Below are 21485 nucleotides of genomic sequence, written 5' to 3' on the forward strand. Positions count from 1 at the left end.
AGTAAAGTATTTTTAAACAAACCAGATTTATTGTCCTCATAACTACTGTAAGTTGAAAAAAATTGAAAGAATAGTAAAAAAATTAGATTCTAATTTAGATTTTTTAGAAAAAGAAATTGAAGGCGTTTTAGAGAAGTCTGAAGAGGGTATTAAGGTAACTCAAAGAGCTCTTGAACAAATAAGAGAACTTTTGTTAAAACGAAAATCAGCATCAACTTCTGATGAAATCTATTTTTTCAAAAATATTAAGCCTCAAGTTTTTAGTAAATTAATTTATTATGTGAAATTATTTAGTATTGAAAGTAAAAGACCAAGAAGTAGTAACAAATCTCAAGTAAAGTATTTTAACAAACATATAGATAGGTTGCAAAATTATTTTAATGATAATTTAGAGTTTTATCATTATTATAGACGAGGTGCTACTTTTTTGGATAACGAATATTTTATAAGAGGAAAAGCTAATATTCGTTTATTTCCAGATTCTCTTTCTTTTTTCGCAGATGATAAATTTTCTACAAGCCACGATTCTACTGTAGCCACAATTCTTGCTTATGATATGCTAATAATTTATTTAAAAACTGAAATTGATAAACTTGAAAATAACAATGGTATGGAAGCAAATTATAACGCTTTTCAAAAGCAATCAAAATTATTTTGGACTGGAAATAAAACCGATTTAATAGAGCTTATCTATGCACTTCATAGTTCTGGTTCCGTAAATAGTGGTACTGCAGATATTAAAGAAATGGCATCAGCTTGCGAGCAAATGTTTAATATAGACCTTGGTGATTATTATAGGACATTTTTAGAAATTCGTTCACGCAAAATTAATCAAACCAAATTCATAGATAAACTTAAACAATCCTTAGAAAATAAGATGTTAGATTCTGATGAATAAATACCCAAGCTGGGTGTTTTTAAGTGCAAATTATTTACATATAATTTGCACTTTTTTGTTACCAAAAAAAAATAATGAGAATAGCAATCAATGTCAATACAACGTATTAAAAATGTAGATATAAAATTACCCAAGTTGGGTTTTACTTGTGTATAAACTTCAATAAATCATATCATATTTGCCTAACGAAAGTCAAATCGTTGGTTCACACTCACATAATAACAGAAAAATCGTGAACTAAATTAACCAAAAGAAGCTGCTTGAATGTGGGGGCATTCAACAGCTTCTTTACTAAAATTGTTAGAAAATGGCAGCAACTATTATTACTACAGAAGATTTAAGAGAGTTCAAAGAAGAATTATTAGAAGACATTAAAGCAATGATTAACCATCAATCAGGTTTCGCACCTAAAAAATGGTTAAAATCTCCAGAGGTTAGAGACTTGTTAAGTATTTCTCCAGGTACATTACAAAATTTAAGAATCAATGGAACACTCCCCTATTCTAAAGTTGGTGGTGTTATTTATTACGACTACGAAGAAATTCAAAAAATACTAGAAGAAAATCGCATTCACAACAAGTTCTAAACGTCATTGCGAACAAAGTGAAGCAATCTCATCATAAAAAAAAGGAATATATTATATATAGTCAGAATCTAAATCCGACCTATTTTATTTTTAGTAGAAATTCAATTTTTATGGAACTGGTGAATCCAAAGAGTTTACGGTCTGGATTCGTAAGTGTAATAAAAAGTAGAATTCAAAGAAAATGAAAGTGAGTCTTGATTTTTTGAATACTTTTTGATCAAGCAAAAAAGTATTGATATAAATTATGCAAAACGTAAACTTCATAAAACACCTAAAAGGAGTTTTCTTTCAATTTTCAAAAGACAATCGTTTAAACCCAACACATATAAGCTTGTATGTAGGGTTATTCCAAATCTGGAATAATAATCGATTTCCTGAAGAATTTTATATCAATCGTGAAGAGGTAATGTGCTTTTCTAAAATTGGCTCAAAATCAACTTATCACAAGTGTATTAAAGAATTAAGTCATTGGAAATATATCATTTATTATCCATCACATAACCCTTATAAAGGAAGTAAAATTAAGATGTTCAAATTCGAGACAAGTACTGGACAAGCTCTGGTACACAACAATACCAATATCGAGACAAGCAGTGGACAAGCACTGGTATCTATTAATAAACATATACAAACTAATAGAAACAATAAAAACATTAATAAACTTGACCAGCCCAAAAATGAAAAAATAGTTATTGATTTTTTCAAAAAAGAAAAATGGCCAATAATTGAAGCGCAAAAATTCTTCAACCATTACCAAGGCATTGGCTGGAAAGTTGGTGGTAAAACAAAAATTGTCAATTGGCAAGCAACAGCTAAAAACTGGATGATAAAAGCTGAAGAAATAAAAAATAAAGAAACGAATAAATCAGTTAGCCAAAATCAAGACAACCTAAAGACCAGTAAAAATAAAAATTACAACGAACCTTTATGATTAAAATACAACCACATATCATTCAAGAAGGAAGTGTGCAATTTCAATTAGGCGAACAAAAGGGAAATCAAATAATATACGATTTTCCAAAAATGCTAATCTATTTAGAAGCAAAAGGAAAGCTGCTTTTTGGTAAAAACTTCAAAATATATCCAGAAGATGAAGCAATTTTATACAAGCTCTGTATTTATTTTATTCGTGATTTTGAAACTTGTAGAAAATTAAAGATAGATCCTAACAAAGGAATTTTATTATCTGGTCCTGTTGGTTGTGGTAAAACCAGTTTGATGCAATTATTACCGTTTATTGTACCTCATCAAAATCAACATAGTCTAATCCCTGCAAGAAATATCACTTTCAGTTTTAATAAAAGTGGTTTTAAAATTATTGAAGATTATGGTAATAATGGTTTTTACTGTTTTGATGATTTAGGTGTAGAAACCACAGGAAGACATTTTGGTAAAGATTGCAATGTAATGGGAGAAATACTTCTTTCTCGCTATGATTTGTTCTTAAAACGTAAAATTAGAACACACACCACTACAAACTTAAATGCACAAGAATTAGAGAGCAGATATGGTATTCGTGTACGTTCCAGAATGCGAGAATTATTTAATTTGATTGCTTTTGATAAAGAAAGTTTAGATAAACGAAAATAGTTTTTAAATCATTTAGATAAAATTTTGTAAATTGTTAACTTTGTAAAATAATGCAAGTAGCTAAAAATATAGAAAGTTTAAGGAATTTATCACAAATTCTATCTCCTGCTAATTTTAAAAAAATAGTAAAGGATAAGAATTATTTTGATACATTTTATCGTATTAACAAACACACTAAAATATCAGATTCTACCACTAACTTTGAAGTCATTAATGCTATTTACAAATCACTTTTAGGTACTTACAAAAATGAATATATTTATAAAAACATCCTTTTAAATCAAAAACTTCTTAAAAAGTATAGCTTAAAAAAATCAATAGCATTATCAGAATTTAAAATTGGTAATTCAATAGCAGATTTTGTTATTTTAAATGGTGAAGCTCGCGTTTATGAGATTAAAACTGAATTAGATGGTTTAGATAAATTGGATAAACAATTAGCAGATTATAAAAAATTTGCTGATAAAATCTATGTGGTTTCAAATTCAAAACACATTCCTAATCTATTAGTTAAGTTTCATAACACAGAAATTGGTTTAATTGAATTAACAAAAAGAAACGCGCTTAAAACTATTAAAAAAGCAGAACAAAATTTTTCATTTTCCCACGAAACACTATTCAAGAGTTTAAGAAAAAATGAATATATTAGTTTACTGAAAAAACATTTTGGAGCAATTCCTGTAGTTCCTAACACACTAATTTTTAGAGAGTGTTTTAAACTTTCAAAAAAAATAGATATTTTAGAGTTTCAAAAATTAGTTATCAAAGAATTAAAATTTAGAAATATTTCTAATCCAGAATTATTTAACGATGATTTAGTCCCAGATTCATTAAAACATATCTGTTACACTTTAAATTTTTCAAAAAAAGATTTCATTGAATTAGAAGATTTTCTTTATAAAAAAAGTAAGCTATGTATTTCCCATATGTCAGAGGTAAACAATTTGAATTAATCGCATTACGTGAATTATGTGGATTACTTCCAAATTTTCCTGCTAAAATCTCACCTGTAATTGAACCAATCAAAGGTTCTTCAACATTAAAATCTGCGCTAAAAACTTTAGCAACAAAAAATGTAAATTTTAGTGTTATTATTAACCCTAAAGTTGGTGGTTTAGTTGGTGAAAGGGATAAAATCATAGAACTTCTTAAAGAAGTTTTGGGACATTACAGCAACTATCAAATTGCAATAATTATTGATTCAAAAATAGAAGAGCAAATTCCAGCTTTAATTGAAAGTATAAATAATTTAGAATTAAACTGTAAGGGTGTCACTTTAATTCATAATTCTGAAATATCAGAGGTTAGCATCACAGAAATTCAAAATAACATAAACGTTGTTTACAATATTATTTACTTTAGTCATACAAGTAGGCGTTATTATAGATTATTCTCTGAAGATAGTAGAATTTCATTAGATGATTATTTTAGAGATATGCCAAGAAATGCAGATTATCTTGAAGTTGGTGAAAGTCCTTTTTCTGAAGAATATAGTTTTTATAAAGATGAAGGTTTTTTCGGTTTTTCTGACTTTTTAACGGTTGGCGACAACTATTCAGATTCAGGTTTTTTACCAAGAGCTGTTGCAATGCATTTATCTTACATTAATGCATCAGGTAAAATAATGGTAAAACATTTTGTATCTGACTCAAATGGTGATGTATCTGATATAGGTGGTAAATTCGCAGAAGCACTTGAAAAACTTGTTAATTGGTGTGTTAGCAATAATATAAACACCAAAGCTGTTGAAGTTTATAAAGATCTTCATAATCGAGGACATTTCCCTGGTTTAGGTACCTTAAAAAAACTATCAATAATGAATCATATCGAATTAATTGTAGATAAGATTTAATTATGAATTGTTGTGTAAATTGTTTTAATAGTATATACCTAAAAAGTATTATCGATTCTTATAATAAAAAAGGTGAATGCGACTTCTGTAAATCGGATAATGTTTCAATTTATTTAGCAAAAGAATTAGCAGATTATTTTAGAAATATATTTTCTCTTTATGAAGTTGATACAAAATCTAAACTTGATATTTCTGCTTCTATTAAAAAAAACTTTAACCTCACAACGGATTTAGTTGTTAACAATAAGTTTCTTTTTAAATCTATTTTCATAGATGAAATCGAAGATTTCAATGATTTATTTGAAAATCAAGTATCATCAAATATTCTTCAGGAAGAAACAAAGATTCACAATATTTGGAATGATTTTAAAAAAGAAATTAAATTCGCAAACCGTTATTTTGCGAGTAATTCTTTAAACTTTGAAATTTTTAAATCAATTATACAAAGTAGTTTAATCAGAGATATTAATGTTGATGAAACTTTTTACAGGTCAAGAATTTCTGATAAGATAGGTTTTGATAAAAATAATATGGGTAATCCACCTAAACCAGAATTAGCTACAGCTGGTAGAGCAAATCCTAAAGGGATATCATATTTATATATAGCAAACTCTTTAGAAACTGCTTTATACGAAACAAGAAGTACCATCTTTGATTATGTCACAATTGGTGAGTTTGCAGTAATAAAAGAATTAAAAGTTATTAGTTTTAGAAATATTGCAACAGATCCTATTTATTGGTCTGAAAGAGAGGATATAAAGAGTTACATAGAATATTTACCTTTTATTTATACTTTACAAAAAGAATTATCACTTCCAATAAGAAAAAAGGATAAAACATTAGATTATATCCCTACTCAATATATCTGTGAATATATAAAATCATTAGGTTTTGATGGTGTAGAATACCAGAGTTCATTATTTGCTGCAGGTTATAATTTAGCCATTTTCAATCCAGATAAATTAGAATGCACTGCTACAAAAGTTTATGAAATTGAGAATATAAAACTGCATCATAAGTTACTTGATAATAGTTAAATTCCCCACAAACCAAAATCCAGTTTGTTGCAAAAGCAAAAAATCTCTCTCTTTTGGTTTGTTCCGCGCGCCAATGCAAGTTTAGCGTTTTAAAACTCTAAAGGTAGTTGCATTTTACAGCTTGTTCCATTCGCAAACTCATTACACAACTATAAAAAGCAACGCGTTTATATTATTTCATAAAACACAAAACTCCCCAAAGCTATCTTTACATAATGGGCTGTTATACTGCTCTTTCGTAAAAACTCCAGGCACTATAACGCCATTATGTAAAATAGCCGCTCTTCCAACGCTCACATAGTTAGTAATTAATAACATTTAGATATTTAAATAACATTTCGTAATTGTTGCATTGTTTTTATAAGTGCTTTTTTAGTTTCAATAGATTAGAGTTATAAATCATTGAAAATTAGAAATAATAAGAATAATTCTAAAGCACCTATAAAATCAAGAAAAAGCCAATAAGAGTATATTTTTTTATTTGTAAGAGAATTAGATAATATTGTTTTCACAAAAGCAAATGCTAATCCAAGATAAAAAACAATTTAGTAAACATAGAAATTTAGGGTCAATAAACACATTTTTCGAGGCATTCACTTTTTACAAAAACAATCAGAAAAATAGTACAGAACAAATAAAAAAATACACACTTATTTTCGCTTCTGCCAGCGCACTACGTACTTCGTCTTTAATAATTTTCATTCAATCGCCATTGGGCTACCATTTTTAAAGTTTGATAAACTCCACGCTCAAACCCACCTCTGTTTATCAATCTTTAAAAACGATAATATTCGTTGATATTTTTTCCTTATCTCATTCTCCTGCACAAAAATTCTGCTAAATTCATTTAGTTTCTTTATCAAAATTCTTTGTTTGTCTCATTTCGTTAAGTAAAAAATAATTTAAAACCGTTTATTAAAAAAACGCATAAAAAAAGTACACTATTTTTATAATGCACTTTATTTGTTGACCTAATTCCAACATAAAAATTATGTAACTCTACTTTTTCGTTTTAATTTTTAGATTCTGGAATATGTATTTTAAAATAATTGAAACAAAAAAACTTACAATAGCACCAATAACTGCTAAAATTATAGTTGTAGCTACATCTTCAACACCAATATTTACTACAGATGAAAAAAAAGTACCACCAACAATTGCAGATTTAGTATTATCGTCCATTATTTTGTTGAATTTACTTCAATTTCAGAACTATCTTCATCTTTTACAACTGCTTGACTTACTGCAGTAGCCACAGTTCCAACAACTGTCATATAAGTGGCAATTGTTACAACCAAAGATGGTATTGCAATTGGAGCTGCAATAATTGCGCCCCCAGCTGTTGCCAAAGCAATACCGATATTTCGTAAAATTTTGAAGAACTTTGGTGTTGGCTTTTTATAACGTTCTACTATGTTCATAATTTTGTGATTTAATAGTTAATAAAATAATTTCCTTTCTGTCTTTAGCTTGGTAAACCAGAGACAGTAACTTTTGCATAGCATCTTTTGAATAAATACCCTTTCCTATGCCACTTAAATAAGTTACTGGAGCAATACATCCTTCTAAATCTTTTAAAGCATCGTTTGCAGGATGAAATAAAATATAACTTCTGCTTTTTACTGCTTTTAAAATTAAATGATGTTGAAATCGTATAGAAAAACGGGGCTCAATTTGATATTCTCCTTCTGGAATACAAGAAATATTTCTCTTATTATTTTTCCAGGGCAATTCAATTGTATGACAAAGAAATAAACCAGAGCGAAAGAGAGTACCATTAGTACCCTCTTTAAAATACGCTCTCTGAAGTACTAATTCCATACTTATGGAGTATCAATAGTGACAACTGCTAAAGCATTGTAAGCACCATTTTTAAGCGCATACATTTGTCCATTTACTTCTTGGTAAAACTCAATCCCTAAAATTTGTACTACAGGCAACGTTGAATTAGCAGTAATAGTAGATGTTAAAGCAATTGGAGCAGTATCAGCTGCAGCATAAGGCAAAATTGCAGTTGCATCATTTTCAAATGTTGAGGTTTCATTTGCAAAATCTAACTCTGCTGCACCCATTACAACTTTAAAATGAGTTGTTCCTGCAGGAGCTGCAACTCTTAAAGTTGGAGAAAAAGCAGCAATATTTAAAGTTGCATCACCCGTAACTCTATCAAAAGCATTTGTAAATACAGCAAATAAAGTTGCTCCTAATTTGCCATTCAAATTGAATTCAAATCTTTCTAATAGACTTAAATTTCCATCTTGGATAGTTCTCAATCCTCTTTCGTTGGTCGTATCTGTTTTAACAATAGCCACAAGGTCTTTTGTTAATCTACTCACAACACGCTTGTCTTTTGCATTTTGCAAAAGCACACGAATTGCATTTCGCAATACTTTACCACCCTTTCCTGCTCTTCCAAATTCAGAACCATTTTCACGCGTTCTTTGAAATGCTGGATCATTCTGGATTCTATTTTTATCCACGCCTCCTTTTTCTCGTGCAAGATGTCCATCTCCTGTTTTGTAAAAAGAAATACCTCCGATAGTTCCTTTTAATTTGATAATACCTGTCTGTTTAGCCATAAGATTTTATTTTTAATTAATAATTTCAAATCACGTAACTTTATAGCTCACAGAAAAAAATCAAATTCCGTTTTTGGTCATTCATTCCGATAAAACCAAAAACGTCATTAAAATATTGATAGCACTAACGTGTTGTCAACATTTTAACAACGTATTATTACCATTATCCTATAATTATAGAATATGGTTCAAGTATGGATAAAGCATAGATATTGTATTATGAATCAAAAAAGAGCTTGCATATACCCAAAAGATATTCAGCGCATTACAGGACGCAGTGAACGTTATGGGCGAAAGCTTTTAAATGATATAAAAAGCTTTTTGGATAAAGAACCTCATCAATTTATAACAGTACAAGATTTTGCTAATTATAGTGGTATTGAGGAAGAAACTATTAATAAATATTTAATAGATTAATCATAATATTTGACGCTATTTGTTTGGTTTTAATGAAGTTAAAATCGTAAATTTGTTTTAGACGTTTAAACAAAACATACTATTTCAATTTAACCATTAGGTCTACAATTCGGTTCACACTGTTTTAGCACTTTTCCTAAAGTATTGATTTTACTGCATAGTGGCGGTTTAGTTATCATCCTGCCACCCCGACTAAAAGACTTAAGATTTTTCTTAAGTCTTTTTTGTTTTACCCCCACTCTCCTTCAACAATTAATCTACGTTATTTTATAAATCATAGATATTTTCTGCCTTAAAAAGAATTATAATATTGTTTTTTCTGCTGTTTTTCAAAGCCTCCCTTCTTTTCATTGCTGAAAAAACTAAATACTTTAATCTGATTTACACTGCTATTGACCTGTTATAAAACACATTATTTTTTTATCAGACCTATGAACTAGCTATTTCAAAATAAATTAAAAATATTTAATTTTTAACCAATCTAAATAAAAACAATAATTATATTTGCCTCGCTATTTAAATCTAATCTAAATAAATTTTGAACGCTTTATATTTATTATCAATATCACTTCTAATAAGTTTTAACTGTTACAGTAAAACACCAAAAGAAGCTTCGTTAAAAAGCTTAACCGGTAAAGTAGTCTATAAAAATGGTGTACCGGCTGAACTAGCTTTGGTTTATATTAAACAAATAAGTAAAAACACCTATACAGATGAGAACGGAAATTTTATTTTCTCTGATATTCCTGCCGGAAAATACACTGTTTTTATTAAAGCCTACGAAACAAATGGAATTACAGTAGAGGTAGATTTAACTAAAAAATCAGATTATTTAACTATTGTTTTAGAAAACAACGAAAGCACCACGTTAGATAATGTTACTATAACTAGTAAGTCTAAAGGGAAAGTTATTAAAGAAAAAGGGTTTTCGGTTGCTATAGCGAACACTCAAAAGTTAGCTATTCAAAACCTACAATCAACCGAAATTTTAGGTAGAACAGCAGGCGTTAAAATAAGACAAAGTGGAGGACTTGGTTCTCACACACATTTTAATCTTAATGGTTTAAGCGGTAATTCTGTTAGGGTTTTTATTGATGGAATTCCGATTCGAAATTACGGGGAGTCTTTTTCTTTGTCAAGTATTCCTCCCGCAATGATAGAACGCATTGAAACCTACAAAGGTGTTTTGCCTGCCGAGTTAACAGAGGATGCTTTGGGTGGCGGTATTAATATTATTATTAAAAAAAGTATTGATACACATCTTAGTGCATCATATTCATATGGATCTTTTAATACACATCAAGTTAATATTGATGGTGGCTACAGAAACCCTATAACAAACTTCAATATAGATGTTTCAACTTTTTTAAATAGTACAGATAATAATTATGAGGTTTGGGGCGATAATGTTTATGTTATAAACCCAAATACAGGGAAAATAAAATACGTGAGAGCAGAACGTTTTCATGACAAATATAAATCTAAAGGAATAAAAACAAACATTGGATATACTTCAATAAAATGGGCCGATGAAATTACTTTAGGTTTAATAATATCTGACATGGAAAATGATATACAAACAGGTCCTGTTATGGATATTGTATATGGCAATAGAAAAAGCAAACGTACTAGTAAGATGCTATCTTTTAAGTACCGAAAAAAGGATATCGTAATCGATGGTTTATCTCTTAACACCTTTACCTCTTTTTCTCATACAAACCGTACTGTAATTGACACCGTTCCTTATATGTATAGTTGGCTAGGAAAAATCATAAGAGATAATAATGGTGATCCTGTTAATTGGCAAAGTAATGGCGGAGAAGCAGGTGATGCTACATTAGCTGAAAACAAAGAAATTAATATAGCCAATAGAACAGGGCTTTACTACCAACTACATCCTCAGCATAAAATAGGGCTACATTACTTTTATAACAGATTTACAAGAGATATTGACGATCCACTACGTCCACAAGCAGAAAGAGATTTAACAGATACAAGATATCTTACCAAGCAAATAATTAGCTACTCTTATGAAAGTAATTTTTTTACAAAAAAGCTAAAAACAAACCTCTTCTATAAACAGTACAAACAAGATGTAAAACTATCTGACCCTAAAAAGGCAGGACAAGAAATTGTTGCTACTACGTATAAAAAAAACATTAGTCACAATGGTTACGGAGCAGCTATTTCGTTTGCTATAACTCCTAAAATAACCCTATTAACTTCTGCCGAAAAAGCATTGCGAATGCCTGGGATTTCAGAATTATTAGGAAATACTAGTGATAACATCCAACCAACTTATACTCTTTTACCAGAAACAAGTACGAATTTTAACCTAGGGTTTCTTTTAGGAACTTACACTACAAAAAAACATCATTTTAATATTGAAACTAATTTCTTTATAAGAGATATAAAAAACCTGATTACAAGAGGAATTAGCGGAAGTATTTCAGACACCTATGGCTTTGAAAATTTAGGTAAAGTAAAAAGTACTGGTTATGATCTTGAATTAAAGTACAACTATAACAATCGCTTATTTATCACTTCTAATTTTTCTAATTTTAATGCCCGTTATAACTTAAGATATGATGAATTTGGATCAGAATATATTTATTATAAAGACCGATTAAGAAATGCTCCGTATTTAACTGCAAATACTTATGTAGAATACAAATTCAATGACTTTATAAAGAAAAACTCAAAACTATCTATTAATTACAATTTCGGATATACACATCAATTCTACAGAAACTGGGAAAGCTTAGCTAGCAAAGGAAAAGCCTACATACCAACACAAACACTTCATGATTTAGGTATTTCTTACACAGCTCCTAACAACAAAACATCCTTAAGTTTTAATGCTAAAAACATCACCGACAAGCAAGTTTTTGATAATTGGGCTATGCAAAAACCAGGCAGGTCATTTTATTTAAAACTTACGTATAGACCACTATTTTAATCAAATTTTAAATCTAAATATAAATTACAATTATGAAAACAAATTTAATATCAATAAGCAAATCATTGCTATTAACAACTGCCTTTGCAAGTACCTTGTTTATAAGTTGCGAATCAAATGATACTATCGAAGATAAAACACCTACAGGTACTCAAGAATTTTACAACGTAGCTTTTGGAGTAGGATCTACGGGTAACTCTGCTACTTTCGTTCAGGCTTTTCCTGAATTAAAAGAAGGCTCTATTTCTTTTAAAGGTAAAGGTTTTGAGGTTCCATCGGTACGTACGGCAAGAATTTACGGTACTCCTTCTGGTAAATTTTTATACAACCTTAGTTATGGTGGTGGTATACTTTATAAATATGAAATAAACGGAGCTTCAAATTACACTCAGCTAGAAGAAACAAGTGTTCAAGTAGCAATGGGAACCGCTTACCCTCGATGGAAAGTTCTTAACGAAGATGATGCACTAGTACATGCTATTAATACCGAAAAAATATATAAAGATGACGTATACACACATACAGACGCGAAAGCAATTTTACAGAGAATTGAACTTGCAGATTTATCTTTAGCTGAAAAAGAAGAGGTAGCAATACCACAAACAGCAGATGGTTTACATATTTGGAGAATTGACAATCCAACAATTCAAAACGGAAAAGCTTATTACGGTGTAGCCAAAAGAGGTTATGATCCAAATACTGATGAAAATATTAGAACCGATGAATACAAAGCTACTACATTAGTTGTAGATTATCCTTCTTTAAAAAACCCTGTATTACTAGAATCTGAAGTTGCTAAAGGATCTACTTATGGCTACAGAGCTCCTGTATATCATGTAGATGAAAAAGGAGATATTTATCATTTAACTTCTAACCCTGCAAAATTAGTTCGTATTAAAAACGGAAACTATGATGACACATATCAATTAGACTTATCTACTGCATTAGGAATGACACAAGTTGGTGCTAACGGATGGTATTATGTTGGTAACGGTATTGCTTATGCACCCTATTATGATGCTTCGATAGGAAGTGGCAGCGATAAAACAACACCTTGGGGAGTTACAAGAATTGATTTATATAACAATACTGCTGTAAAACTAAATGTACCTAGCAACTTATGGATGTGGTATTATCAATCTGGTGTTTTAGGTAAAGATGGTAAATTTCATATGGCTATTGCTCCTCTTGGTGAAAAAGGGAACATATATAGTTTCGATCCTAAAAGTACTTCACCTGATGGCTATACAAAAGGTGCCGAACTTGATAATGGAGCAGATTCATTTTATATAGGTATCTATTAATCTAAAAAAACGTTGCTATTCCCTCAATAAAAGGCTTAAGATTTTTCTTAAGCCTTTTTATTCTCCACCATATTTTACGTAAATTCGTATTTATGGAATTACTTTTTTTAGGCTTAATAGGCGGAGCAATTGGCGCTTATTTTATTTTTCAAAAATTTTCATCAGTAACTAAAAAAAGTTTAACTGAGAAGCAATCTGTTATCTTACTTGATAAAATTAAAAAGGTATCTAAGTTAATCACTATCGAAGGAGAATTCGCTGAAATTTATCATCATGAAAACTCTAAAGAAAAGTTTTTAGGTTTGTTTACTAGTAAGAAAAAAGCTATTATTTTAATTAATGCGAAAGTGCATATTGGTTTTGATTTTAGAAAAATTAAAATGCATACCGATACCAAGAAAAAAATATTAATCTTATCAGAATTTCCGGAGCCAGAAGTTTTTTCGGTTGAACCTAACCTGCGTTTTTACGACATTCAAAACGGATTATTAAACAAGTTTAGTTCAGATGATTTAACAACAGTAAACAAAGAAGCTAAAGAGCATATTTTACAAAAAATACCAGAAAGCAACTTAATGCAAACTGCAAACAAAGAAGCTTTAGAGGCTATCTCTTTAATGCAAAACCTTGTAGAAACAATTGGATGGAAGCTAGATTTCTCTACGCTAGAAATACCTGAATCTACTAAAAAAATATCAAAATAATGCATATAGAACAGCTAAGAGATTATTGTATTACTAAAAAAGGGGTTACAGAGCATTTTCCTTTTGATGAGGTTACACTCGTTTTTAAAGTAATGAATAAAATGTTTGCTTTAACTGGGTTGGATAGTTGGGAAAAAGGAGAAACTAAGGTAAATTTAAAGTGCGACCCTGATAAATCTTTAGAACTTCGAGGTGAATATGAAAGTATAAACCCTGGTTGGCACATGAATAAAAAACATTGGAATACTGTTACTTTAAATAACGATGTTTCTGACGATTTTGCTTTTCAATTAATAGATCATTCTTATGATTTAATTGTAAAAGGTTTAACAAGAAAACTGCAAGAAGAATTAAAAGCGATGTGAAAATGCTAAAATCAGATCTTAGAAAATTATACAAACAGAAGAGAAAAAACTTAACTGAGGTTGAAAAAACAAAGTTTCAAGAAAGCATATATCAACAAATATTCGATATAGATTTTAACGATATCAATAATGTTCACTTGTTTTTATCGATGCGGAAGTTCAATGAAATTGATACACAACCAATTATTGATTTCTTCAGGAAAAAGGATAAAAAAATTATTGTGAGTCAATGTAATTTTACTGACGATTCACTTTCTCATTTTTATCTAAAAGAAGACACCAAAATTGCTGTAAATAAATTTGGAGTTCCAGAACCTATAAATGCAGAAGAAGTTAAGGTAACAAAAATCGACTTAGTATTTGTGCCTATGCTAATTTCTGATAAACAAAACTACCGAGTTGGCTACGGAAAAGGATTTTATGATCGATTTCTAGTCGCTTGCAGAAAAGATACCAAAACGATTGGTCTTAATTTTTTCCCTCCAACACAAAAAATAGAAGATACTCATAAATTTGATATTCCTTTACATCAAATTATTGTTCCTAAATAAAAAAATCCCGCTTTGCAGCGGGATTTTTTATAAATTATATTTCAGTGAACTATCCGTTCATAGAAATTAAAAACTCTTCATTATTTTTAGAAACTCTAATTCTGTCATTAATAAATGTCATTGCTTCAACAGGATTCATATCTGCTAAATATTTACGCAACACCCACATACGCTGAACAGTTTTCTCATCTAATAATAAATCATCACGACGTGTACTTGATTTAATTAAATCAATAGCCGGATAAATTCTACGATTAGAAATATTACGATCTAACTGTAATTCCATGTTACCAGTACCTTTAAATTCCTCAAAGATAACCTCATCCATTTTCGAACCAGTTTCGGTAAGTGCTGTAGCAATAATCGTTAACGAACCACCGTTTTCAATATTACGAGCCGCACCAAAGAAGCGCTTTGGTTTGTGCAATGCATTAGCATCTATACCACCAGATAATATTTTACCTGAAGCAGGCGCAACAGTGTTATAAGCTCTTGCTAAACGTGTAATTGAATCTAATAAAATTACCACATCGTGTCCACATTCTACCAAACGTTTTGCTTTTTCTAAAACAATATTTGCAACACGAACATGCTTATCTGCAGGTTCATCAAAAGTAGATGCAACTACTTCTCCACGCACATTACGTTTCATATCTGTAACCTCTTCTGGTCTTTCATCAATTAATAAAACAATTTGATATACTTCAGGGTGATTTGCTGCAATCGCATTGGCAACATCCTTTAATAACATTGTTTTACCAGTTTTAGGTTGTGATACAATCATACCACGCTGCCCTTTACCTATTGGAGAAAATATATCGATAATTCTTGTAGATAATGAACTTCCTCTTTCTGCTAAGTTGAATTTCTCTTCAGAAAATAACGGAGTTAAGTGTTCAAAAGATACGCGATCACGAACAATATTAGGATTTAATCCATTTATTTTTGATACTCTAATTAAAGGAAAATACTTTTCACCTTCTTTTGGTGGACGTACATTACCTAAAACAGTATCTCCGGTTTTTAATCCGAATAATTTTATTTGTGATTGCGAAACATAAATATCATCAGGTGATGATAAGTAGTTATAATCTGACGAGCGTAAGAATCCATAACCATCTGGCATCATCTCTAACACACCTTCACTTTCTATAATACCGTCAAACTCAAAATCAGGATCTCTATACTTATTACCACTTTTGTTATGTGATTTTTTAGCATTCTGATTTTTATGTTGCGACTTCTTGCTTGCCTCTACCTGTGCTCTTGGCCTTGGTGTCGGTGTAGCTTGTTTTTTTGTCTCTGTTTGTTTTTTAGGTTCTGCTTGCTGCTCTGAACTTAAAGCTTTTTTCTTTGCTTCTACCTCTGCTCTTGGTCTTGGCCTTGGTCTTGGAGCTGGCTTTTTAACCTCAACAACTTCTTTTTCTTCTGAGACTTTATCTTTAACCGCTTCAACCTTATTAACAACTGGAGTTTCTTTTTTTTCCGCTTTAACAGCTACCTTTTTAACAACTTTTTCTTTTGGCTGTTTTTGGGTTTCTTCAGATTTTTCTATTCTTCTTCTTTTAGGCTTTTCCTCTACAGGTTTAGCTTCATTTGCATTAGTTTCAGCTTGTGCATCTAAAATTTTATAAACTAAATCTAACTTTTTTAACTGACTTACTTTTGTTAAACCTATAGTTTTTGCTATTGTTTGTAAATCTATTAGTTTTTTAGTTTTTAATTCCGAAATCTCGAACATTCGTAAAATAATTAAGTTATGTATAATCCTTTATGAAAAAAAGATATAGTTGTATTTAAGTTTTAATTTGATTGTAATTATATAGGGGCTACATAATTATCGACGTGTGCAGTTACTTACGTGACAAATATATACAAATATTTTAACTTGTAATATTTCTTTTTCTAAAAAGAAATATTACATTTGCTATCGAATAAAAAATATGATACAAAGAAAACAATCTATCTATTTATTAATTGCAGGAATTATTTCTGCAGGTTTAACGTTTATCTTTAGTCTTTGGACTAATTCTCAAACTAACCTACCTATATATATAGTCGATCTATTTTCAGGAGTTTCTGTTTTAGAAAAAACAACTCCTATATTATTTTTTGCTTCAGCTTTATTATCATTTGTAACCTTGTTTTTATTTAAAAACCGTCAGTTGCAATTTGTTTTAGGGCGTTTAAACATATTGATAAACCTTTTTTTATTAGGCATATTGATATATCTGTCACAAACATTATCTGGAGAAGCTTTAGTTTCAGAGAAAGGTATTGGGATGTTTTTTCCTGTCATTGTTATTTTGCTGTTAGTTTTAGCAAATAAAGCCATTAAGAAGGATGAAGATCTTGTAAAATCTGTCGATAGATTACGATAAACCTAACATCTTAGTATATTTAGTGCGAAAAAACCGAGATTTATATCTCGGTTTTCTATTTTTGTCACGTATCGATATCACTCAAATCACACTCCAAATGTTAAAGAAATGTTAACAAAAATAGGGTTAACCCTATTTCGTTAGGGTTAACCCTTAGATGACAAATAGGGTTATTGGGTATTGTACACACTATTTTTATATTATAGATTTGTAAACGTAACAACGATGAATCAGAAGATTAAAGTTCACATAGCCGATGACCACAAAATCTTAATAGATGGAGTTATCGCCTTATTAAATACTGAGGAGGACTTTGAAATAGAAGGATACTCTTTAACAGGAAAACAAGTAGTAGACTGGTCTGCTAAAAACAAAGCTGATGTGTTAGTTTTAGATATTAACATGCCAGAAATGGATGGTATTGAAGTTTTAAAAGCCTTTAAACAGCGTAGAAAAAAAATTAAAACAGTGATACTATCTAGTTTAAGCGACCCAAAACTAGTGCAAGAAATAATAAGATTAGGAGCAAACGGCTTTATAGACAAAACCTGTGCTAGTGACCATATTATTAATGCTGTAAGAAGTGTTTACAATGGTGAACAATATTTTAGTGACGACGTAAAAAGTAGCTTATTAGAGCTATATGTAACAGAAGCTAAGATAAAAGAAGAAGGATTAAGGTATGGTAACTTAACAGAAAGAGAAGTTGAAGTTTTAAAGCTAATAGCTGAAGAAAAAAACTCTACTGAAATAGCAGAGCATCTATTGGTTAGTATTAAAACTGTTGAAACATACCGTAGAAGTTTATATAAAAAATTAAAAGTAAAAAACGTAGTAGGTTTAGCGATGTACGCTGTAAGAAACGATATAGTATAGAAACCCTTCAAAATGTTTTCTTTAATCCCCCGTAATAAAGAAAATGTCCCCCGAAATCTATACTTTATCAATAGTACATCGCTAATAACTACTAAATAAAAAAATATAATAGTAATAATAATTTATAGCGATGTAAGTGTTAGTAGTAGCATAAAATAGAAAACCTTTTATCTTGTTCTCTTTTACCCCTAAAATTAAATGCCAATTGGAATTCACATATTTTAATTGCATCGCTATTTTTTTAATCTTTTAAAATAATTTAAAACTAAAAATCATGAAAAATTTTACTCCTTTTTTATTAGTATTTAGTCTAATATTTGCTTCATGTTCATCTAACCAAGACGAAGTTATAGATACAAATCCTGAAAATTTATTACAATCATACACGTTAAAAAGAGATGCTAACGGTGCTTATTCTATAGACTTCAACACTGCAGAAAACACAGATGTAACTACCGTTAAAAACACTGACAATTCTAATGACATCATCTTATCTGAAGCAAACCACAAGACAGCTATTAAACACAGCAATGACTTTAATATTGAGGAAGACCAATTAAAAATAGGTTTTTTAGATGCTAACAAAGGGAAACGTATGCAAATATCTATTGAAGATGAAGATATTAAGTTTCATAAAGGTAGTGTTACCGAATTTTTAAGTTCATATAGTATTGCTAAGAATGAAGATGGCACATTTACACTTAACTTTACAGTTAATAATAACGTTACTACAGAATTCGTTTATAATGAAGAAATAGAAACTTACGAAGTACATTTAGCTACCGGAAAAGCAAAACAACAGGAGTTCTCAAGACAATTAGAGATGAATACAACTAATTTAATTAAATTAGATTTTGTTAATCATAAATATGAAGGGAGATCTGAAGAACCTACGAGCAAGAAAAAACCAAGATTATCTATACAAGGAAATGATTTCCTATAAATTAAATGAAAATCACCTCTTTTAAAAATATTATAATAACGATATTATTATTTACAATAATAAACTACTCTTTCACTAGAAAAAGCAAAGTAAATTCTTTTTCTAGCGAAAAAGAGTTTCTACAAATAAAAGATTCTTTATTATATAAAAAACATAATTTATATAAATTATTATACGAACAGGAAGAATATACTAAGGCTCTTGAAAAATCATTGCAATTAATACAACTCGGAAAAGACAAAAACGATATAGAAATTCAATTTTCATCTACTTTTTTAGTTGCAAAAATATTCGAAAAAACAAAAAATTACAAAAAAGCCATCAACTACTATAAAGACTGTTTACGCTTAATTAATGATAAAAAAAATATTGATTACAACTTTACAAATAATGATGAAAAACTTGCAAAAACCTTATTAGGTATTGGAAGCAATTATTCATATCTCAATGATAATGCCAATGCTGAAAAATATTATCGTGAAATAATAGCTATTAACGCATTAAATCAAAATATTGAATCGATTAAAGCAAAAGCTTATGTTAATTTATCTGTTATTTTAATTAACTCAAAAAAACTTGAAGAGGCTAAAAAAAATTTAAAAAAAGCTATTAAAATTCATGAAAACACAAATAACAAACCTTTTCAAGCTTCTGCTCTTAACAACCTAGCTAGCATCTATTTAATTGAAGAGAACTATGAAGAAGCAAAAAAAATTTATTTTCAGGGATTAGAGTTAGTGAACCAAACAAACTCTATTAATGCTACAAAATTTAAAGAAGAGCTTTTTTATAATTTAGCTTGGACTCTGTACTTACTTAAAGACTACAAAGCATACGAGTATCAAGAAAAAGCATATGACTTAAAAGACAACCTTAGAGATAGTGAAGTTAGAAAAATGATTGAAAAAATTCATTCTAAACAAATAATTGATCTTGAAAAAGAAAAAAATAATTTAGTTAAAAACCAAACTGAATTAATAAAAGCTAAAGACGACAAAACCACCTTACTCTTTGGCGCCTTAAGTTTATTGGTGATTGTTATTTCTGGTGGATTGGTTTATAACTATAAGTTACGTAAAGACAACTTGCAATTAAAACTATCTGAAAACAGCTTAAAACAACAGCAGAGTATCGAAAAAATAAAATCAGATGCTCAAACAAAAATATTAAATGCTACAATAGACGGTAAAGAATCTGAACGAAAACAAATAGCGGAAACGTTACATGATAACGTTAGCGCATTACTATCGTCTGCAAACATGCATTTAAGCGCCACAAAAAAACAATTTAAAGGAGTTACTCCTTTAGAGATAGAAAAAACACAAGCTATAATATTAGAGGCTTCGCAAAAAGTAAGAGATTTATCACACAACCTTGTATCTTCTATATTACTAAAATTCGGGCTAGAGTATGCTTTAAAAGATGTTGCTAAGAAATTCTCTAACAGCGAATTAAAATTTAAAGTTAGCGCCCTAAACATCAATAGGTATAATCAAGAATTTGAAATAAAAGTGTTTAATATTATTCAAGAGCTTGCTAATAATATTCTAAAACATAGTAAAGCTAATTATGCTCAAATAATTATAAAACAAGAGAAGAATCAACTAACTGTTCTTGTTAACGATGATGGGGTTGGATTTTCAACCTCATCTTCTTCTTTTAAAAATAATGGCATCGGATTAAACCAAATAGAAGCTAGAATTGAAATGATGAACGGTAAATTCACTATTAATTCAGAAGATAACAAAGGAACTAAAGTTTCTATAATCATCCCTATCCAGCAACAAAAACCATTTCAATTTTCATCGGTGAGCTAACTCTATAACTTCCATATTTGTAATTTCACCAGCATGCAACTCAAAACGCAGCATTGTTCTTATTTTATGAAAACCGTGTTTTCCTGCAGCGCCGGGATTTAAGTGTAGTAAATTAAATTTTTGGTCGTATTGTACTTTTAAAATATGCGAATGTCCACTGATAAATATTTTGGGTGTATCAACTTTTAGCGCTTCTCTTACTCTCGGTTTATATGCATTTGGATATCCACCTATATGCGTAATCCAAACAGTAATACCTTCAACAGTAAATTTACTATCTAAAGGGAATTCTGCTCTCGCATCATTATCATCAATATTACCATAAACAGCGCGTAAAGGCTTGTGTTTTTTTAAAGTATCCGTAACATTTAAATCACCTATATCGCCTGCATGCCAAACCTCATCTGCTTGCTTTACAAACTTTAATATTTGATCATCAATATAACTATGCGTATCAGAAAGTAAGAGTATCTTTTTCATTACTACAAAACTAATAAATAGTGCATAAAAAATAGATCCATAATATATAATTATGAATCTAATATTAATGAACTAATGGGGCACTTGTATTTATCTCATTTTAACGAGCCATAAACATATAACACATTAAAAGCTTTGATGTTAAC

General features: G+C 29.6%; 23 protein-coding genes. 17 read left to right on the top strand and 6 right to left on the bottom strand.

Features of this window, described 5'->3' with window-relative positions; all coding sequences use genetic code 11:
• The first annotated feature begins 52 nt into the window (after positions 1-52).
• The 7 genes from P2G10_RS01415 (at position 53) to P2G10_RS01445 (ending at position 5963) form a co-directional block, all read left to right on the top strand.
• Complete coding sequence (locus tag P2G10_RS01415; RefSeq protein WP_275314916.1) at positions 53-898, top strand: RteC domain-containing protein; 846 nt, start codon at positions 53-55, stop codon at positions 896-898.
• Between the two features lie 307 nt (positions 899-1205).
• A complete protein-coding gene (locus P2G10_RS01420; RefSeq protein ID WP_275314917.1) occupies positions 1206-1484 on the top strand; it encodes a helix-turn-helix domain-containing protein in 279 nt (92 codons plus the stop codon).
• Between the two features lie 244 nt (positions 1485-1728).
• Positions 1729-2415, top strand: coding sequence for a hypothetical protein (locus P2G10_RS01425; RefSeq protein ID WP_275314918.1), 687 nt, complete (start codon positions 1729-1731; stop codon positions 2413-2415).
• Positions 2412-3074: a P-loop NTPase family protein gene (locus P2G10_RS01430; RefSeq protein WP_026775376.1), complete on the top strand. Its 663-nt coding sequence runs from the start codon at positions 2412-2414 to the stop codon at positions 3072-3074. The genes P2G10_RS01425 and P2G10_RS01430 overlap by 4 nt, the downstream gene beginning before the upstream one ends.
• A gap of 50 nt (positions 3075-3124) precedes the next feature.
• The gene (locus P2G10_RS01435) at positions 3125-4027 is read left to right on the top strand and encodes a sce7726 family protein (protein ID WP_275314919.1); all 903 of its coding nucleotides are present in this window, start codon (positions 3125-3127) and stop codon (positions 4025-4027) included.
• Positions 3988-4926: a sce7725 family protein gene (locus tag P2G10_RS01440; protein ID WP_275314920.1), complete on the top strand. Its 939-nt coding sequence runs from the start codon at positions 3988-3990 to the stop codon at positions 4924-4926. The genes P2G10_RS01435 and P2G10_RS01440 overlap by 40 nt, the downstream gene beginning before the upstream one ends.
• A gap of 2 nt (positions 4927-4928) precedes the next feature.
• Entirely contained in the window at positions 4929-5963 is a 1035-nt protein-coding gene (locus P2G10_RS01445; protein ID WP_275314921.1) for an RES family NAD+ phosphorylase, read from the top strand.
• Positions 5964-6962: 999 nt separating this feature from the next.
• Here the strand turns inward: P2G10_RS01445 and P2G10_RS01450 are convergent.
• From P2G10_RS01450 to P2G10_RS01465, 4 genes are read right to left on the bottom strand one after another with little or no spacing between them, the layout of a single operon-like run.
• Entirely contained in the window at positions 6963-7145 is a 183-nt protein-coding gene (locus P2G10_RS01450; RefSeq protein ID WP_215995880.1) for a hypothetical protein, read from the bottom strand.
• Positions 7145-7384 carry a hypothetical protein gene (locus P2G10_RS01455; protein WP_275314922.1) on the bottom strand — a complete coding sequence of 80 codons (240 nt, stop codon included), beginning with the start codon at positions 7382-7384 and terminating at the stop codon, positions 7145-7147. Before P2G10_RS01455 ends, P2G10_RS01450 begins: the two co-directional genes overlap by 1 nt.
• The gene (locus tag P2G10_RS01460; RefSeq protein WP_275314923.1) at positions 7362-7784 is read right to left on the bottom strand and encodes a DUF5675 family protein; all 423 of its coding nucleotides are present in this window, start codon (positions 7782-7784) and stop codon (positions 7362-7364) included. Before P2G10_RS01460 ends, P2G10_RS01455 begins: the two co-directional genes overlap by 23 nt.
• A gap of 2 nt (positions 7785-7786) precedes the next feature.
• Positions 7787-8542, bottom strand: coding sequence for a hypothetical protein (locus P2G10_RS01465; RefSeq protein ID WP_275314924.1), 756 nt, complete (start codon positions 8540-8542; stop codon positions 7787-7789).
• A gap of 219 nt (positions 8543-8761) precedes the next feature.
• On the opposite strand from P2G10_RS01465, the gene P2G10_RS01470 reads away from it, so the two are divergent.
• The 6 genes from P2G10_RS01470 to P2G10_RS01495 all read left to right on the top strand — a co-directional run bounded on the left by P2G10_RS01470 (position 8762) and on the right by P2G10_RS01495 (position 14842).
• Positions 8762-8959, top strand: a complete 198-nt coding sequence (locus tag P2G10_RS01470) for a hypothetical protein (RefSeq protein ID WP_275314925.1) — start codon at positions 8762-8764, stop codon at positions 8957-8959.
• A 538-nt stretch (positions 8960-9497) separates the two neighbouring features.
• Complete coding sequence (locus tag P2G10_RS01475) at positions 9498-11918, top strand: TonB-dependent receptor (protein WP_275314926.1); 2421 nt, start codon at positions 9498-9500, stop codon at positions 11916-11918.
• 32 nt (positions 11919-11950) lie between these two features.
• Positions 11951-13222: a hypothetical protein gene (locus P2G10_RS01480; RefSeq protein WP_218773190.1), complete on the top strand. Its 1272-nt coding sequence runs from the start codon at positions 11951-11953 to the stop codon at positions 13220-13222.
• Positions 13223-13314: 92 nt separating this feature from the next.
• Positions 13315-13926: a DUF4230 domain-containing protein gene (locus P2G10_RS01485; RefSeq protein ID WP_218773191.1), complete on the top strand. Its 612-nt coding sequence runs from the start codon at positions 13315-13317 to the stop codon at positions 13924-13926.
• Positions 13926-14291 (top strand): MmcQ/YjbR family DNA-binding protein, encoded by a 366-nt coding sequence (locus tag P2G10_RS01490; protein WP_218773192.1) that lies wholly within the window; start codon positions 13926-13928, stop codon positions 14289-14291. The genes P2G10_RS01485 and P2G10_RS01490 overlap by 1 nt, the downstream gene beginning before the upstream one ends.
• Before the next feature lie 2 nt (positions 14292-14293).
• Positions 14294-14842: a 5-formyltetrahydrofolate cyclo-ligase gene (locus P2G10_RS01495; protein WP_218773193.1), complete on the top strand. Its 549-nt coding sequence runs from the start codon at positions 14294-14296 to the stop codon at positions 14840-14842.
• Between the two features lie 49 nt (positions 14843-14891).
• On the opposite strand, the gene rho is transcribed toward P2G10_RS01495, so the two are convergent.
• Entirely contained in the window at positions 14892-16583 is a 1692-nt protein-coding gene (rho, locus tag P2G10_RS01500; protein WP_275314927.1) for a transcription termination factor Rho, read from the bottom strand.
• Positions 16584-16785: 202 nt separating this feature from the next.
• Between rho and P2G10_RS01505 the strand changes: the two genes are divergently transcribed.
• The 4 genes from P2G10_RS01505 (at position 16786) to P2G10_RS01520 (ending at position 20859) form a co-directional block, all read left to right on the top strand.
• Positions 16786-17223, top strand: coding sequence for a DUF4293 domain-containing protein (locus tag P2G10_RS01505; protein WP_275314928.1), 438 nt, complete (start codon positions 16786-16788; stop codon positions 17221-17223).
• 225 nt (positions 17224-17448) lie between these two features.
• Entirely contained in the window at positions 17449-18099 is a 651-nt protein-coding gene (locus tag P2G10_RS01510; protein ID WP_218773196.1) for a response regulator transcription factor, read from the top strand.
• A 274-nt stretch (positions 18100-18373) separates the two neighbouring features.
• Complete coding sequence (locus P2G10_RS01515; protein WP_275314929.1) at positions 18374-19042, top strand: hypothetical protein; 669 nt, start codon at positions 18374-18376, stop codon at positions 19040-19042.
• 5 nt (positions 19043-19047) lie between these two features.
• Positions 19048-20859 carry a tetratricopeptide repeat-containing sensor histidine kinase gene (locus P2G10_RS01520; RefSeq protein ID WP_218773198.1) on the top strand — a complete coding sequence of 604 codons (1812 nt, stop codon included), beginning with the start codon at positions 19048-19050 and terminating at the stop codon, positions 20857-20859.
• Here P2G10_RS01520 and P2G10_RS01525 read toward each other — a convergent pair.
• Complete coding sequence (locus P2G10_RS01525; RefSeq protein WP_275314931.1) at positions 20845-21339, bottom strand: metallophosphoesterase family protein; 495 nt, start codon at positions 21337-21339, stop codon at positions 20845-20847. The two genes, P2G10_RS01520 and P2G10_RS01525, sit on opposite strands and share 15 nt — an antisense overlap.
• Positions 21340-21485 lie beyond the last annotated feature (146 nt).

The sequence above is a fragment of the Tenacibaculum bernardetii genome, assembly GCF_029125915.1.
GTDB lineage: Bacteria > Bacteroidota > Bacteroidia > Flavobacteriales > Flavobacteriaceae > Polaribacter > Polaribacter bernardetii.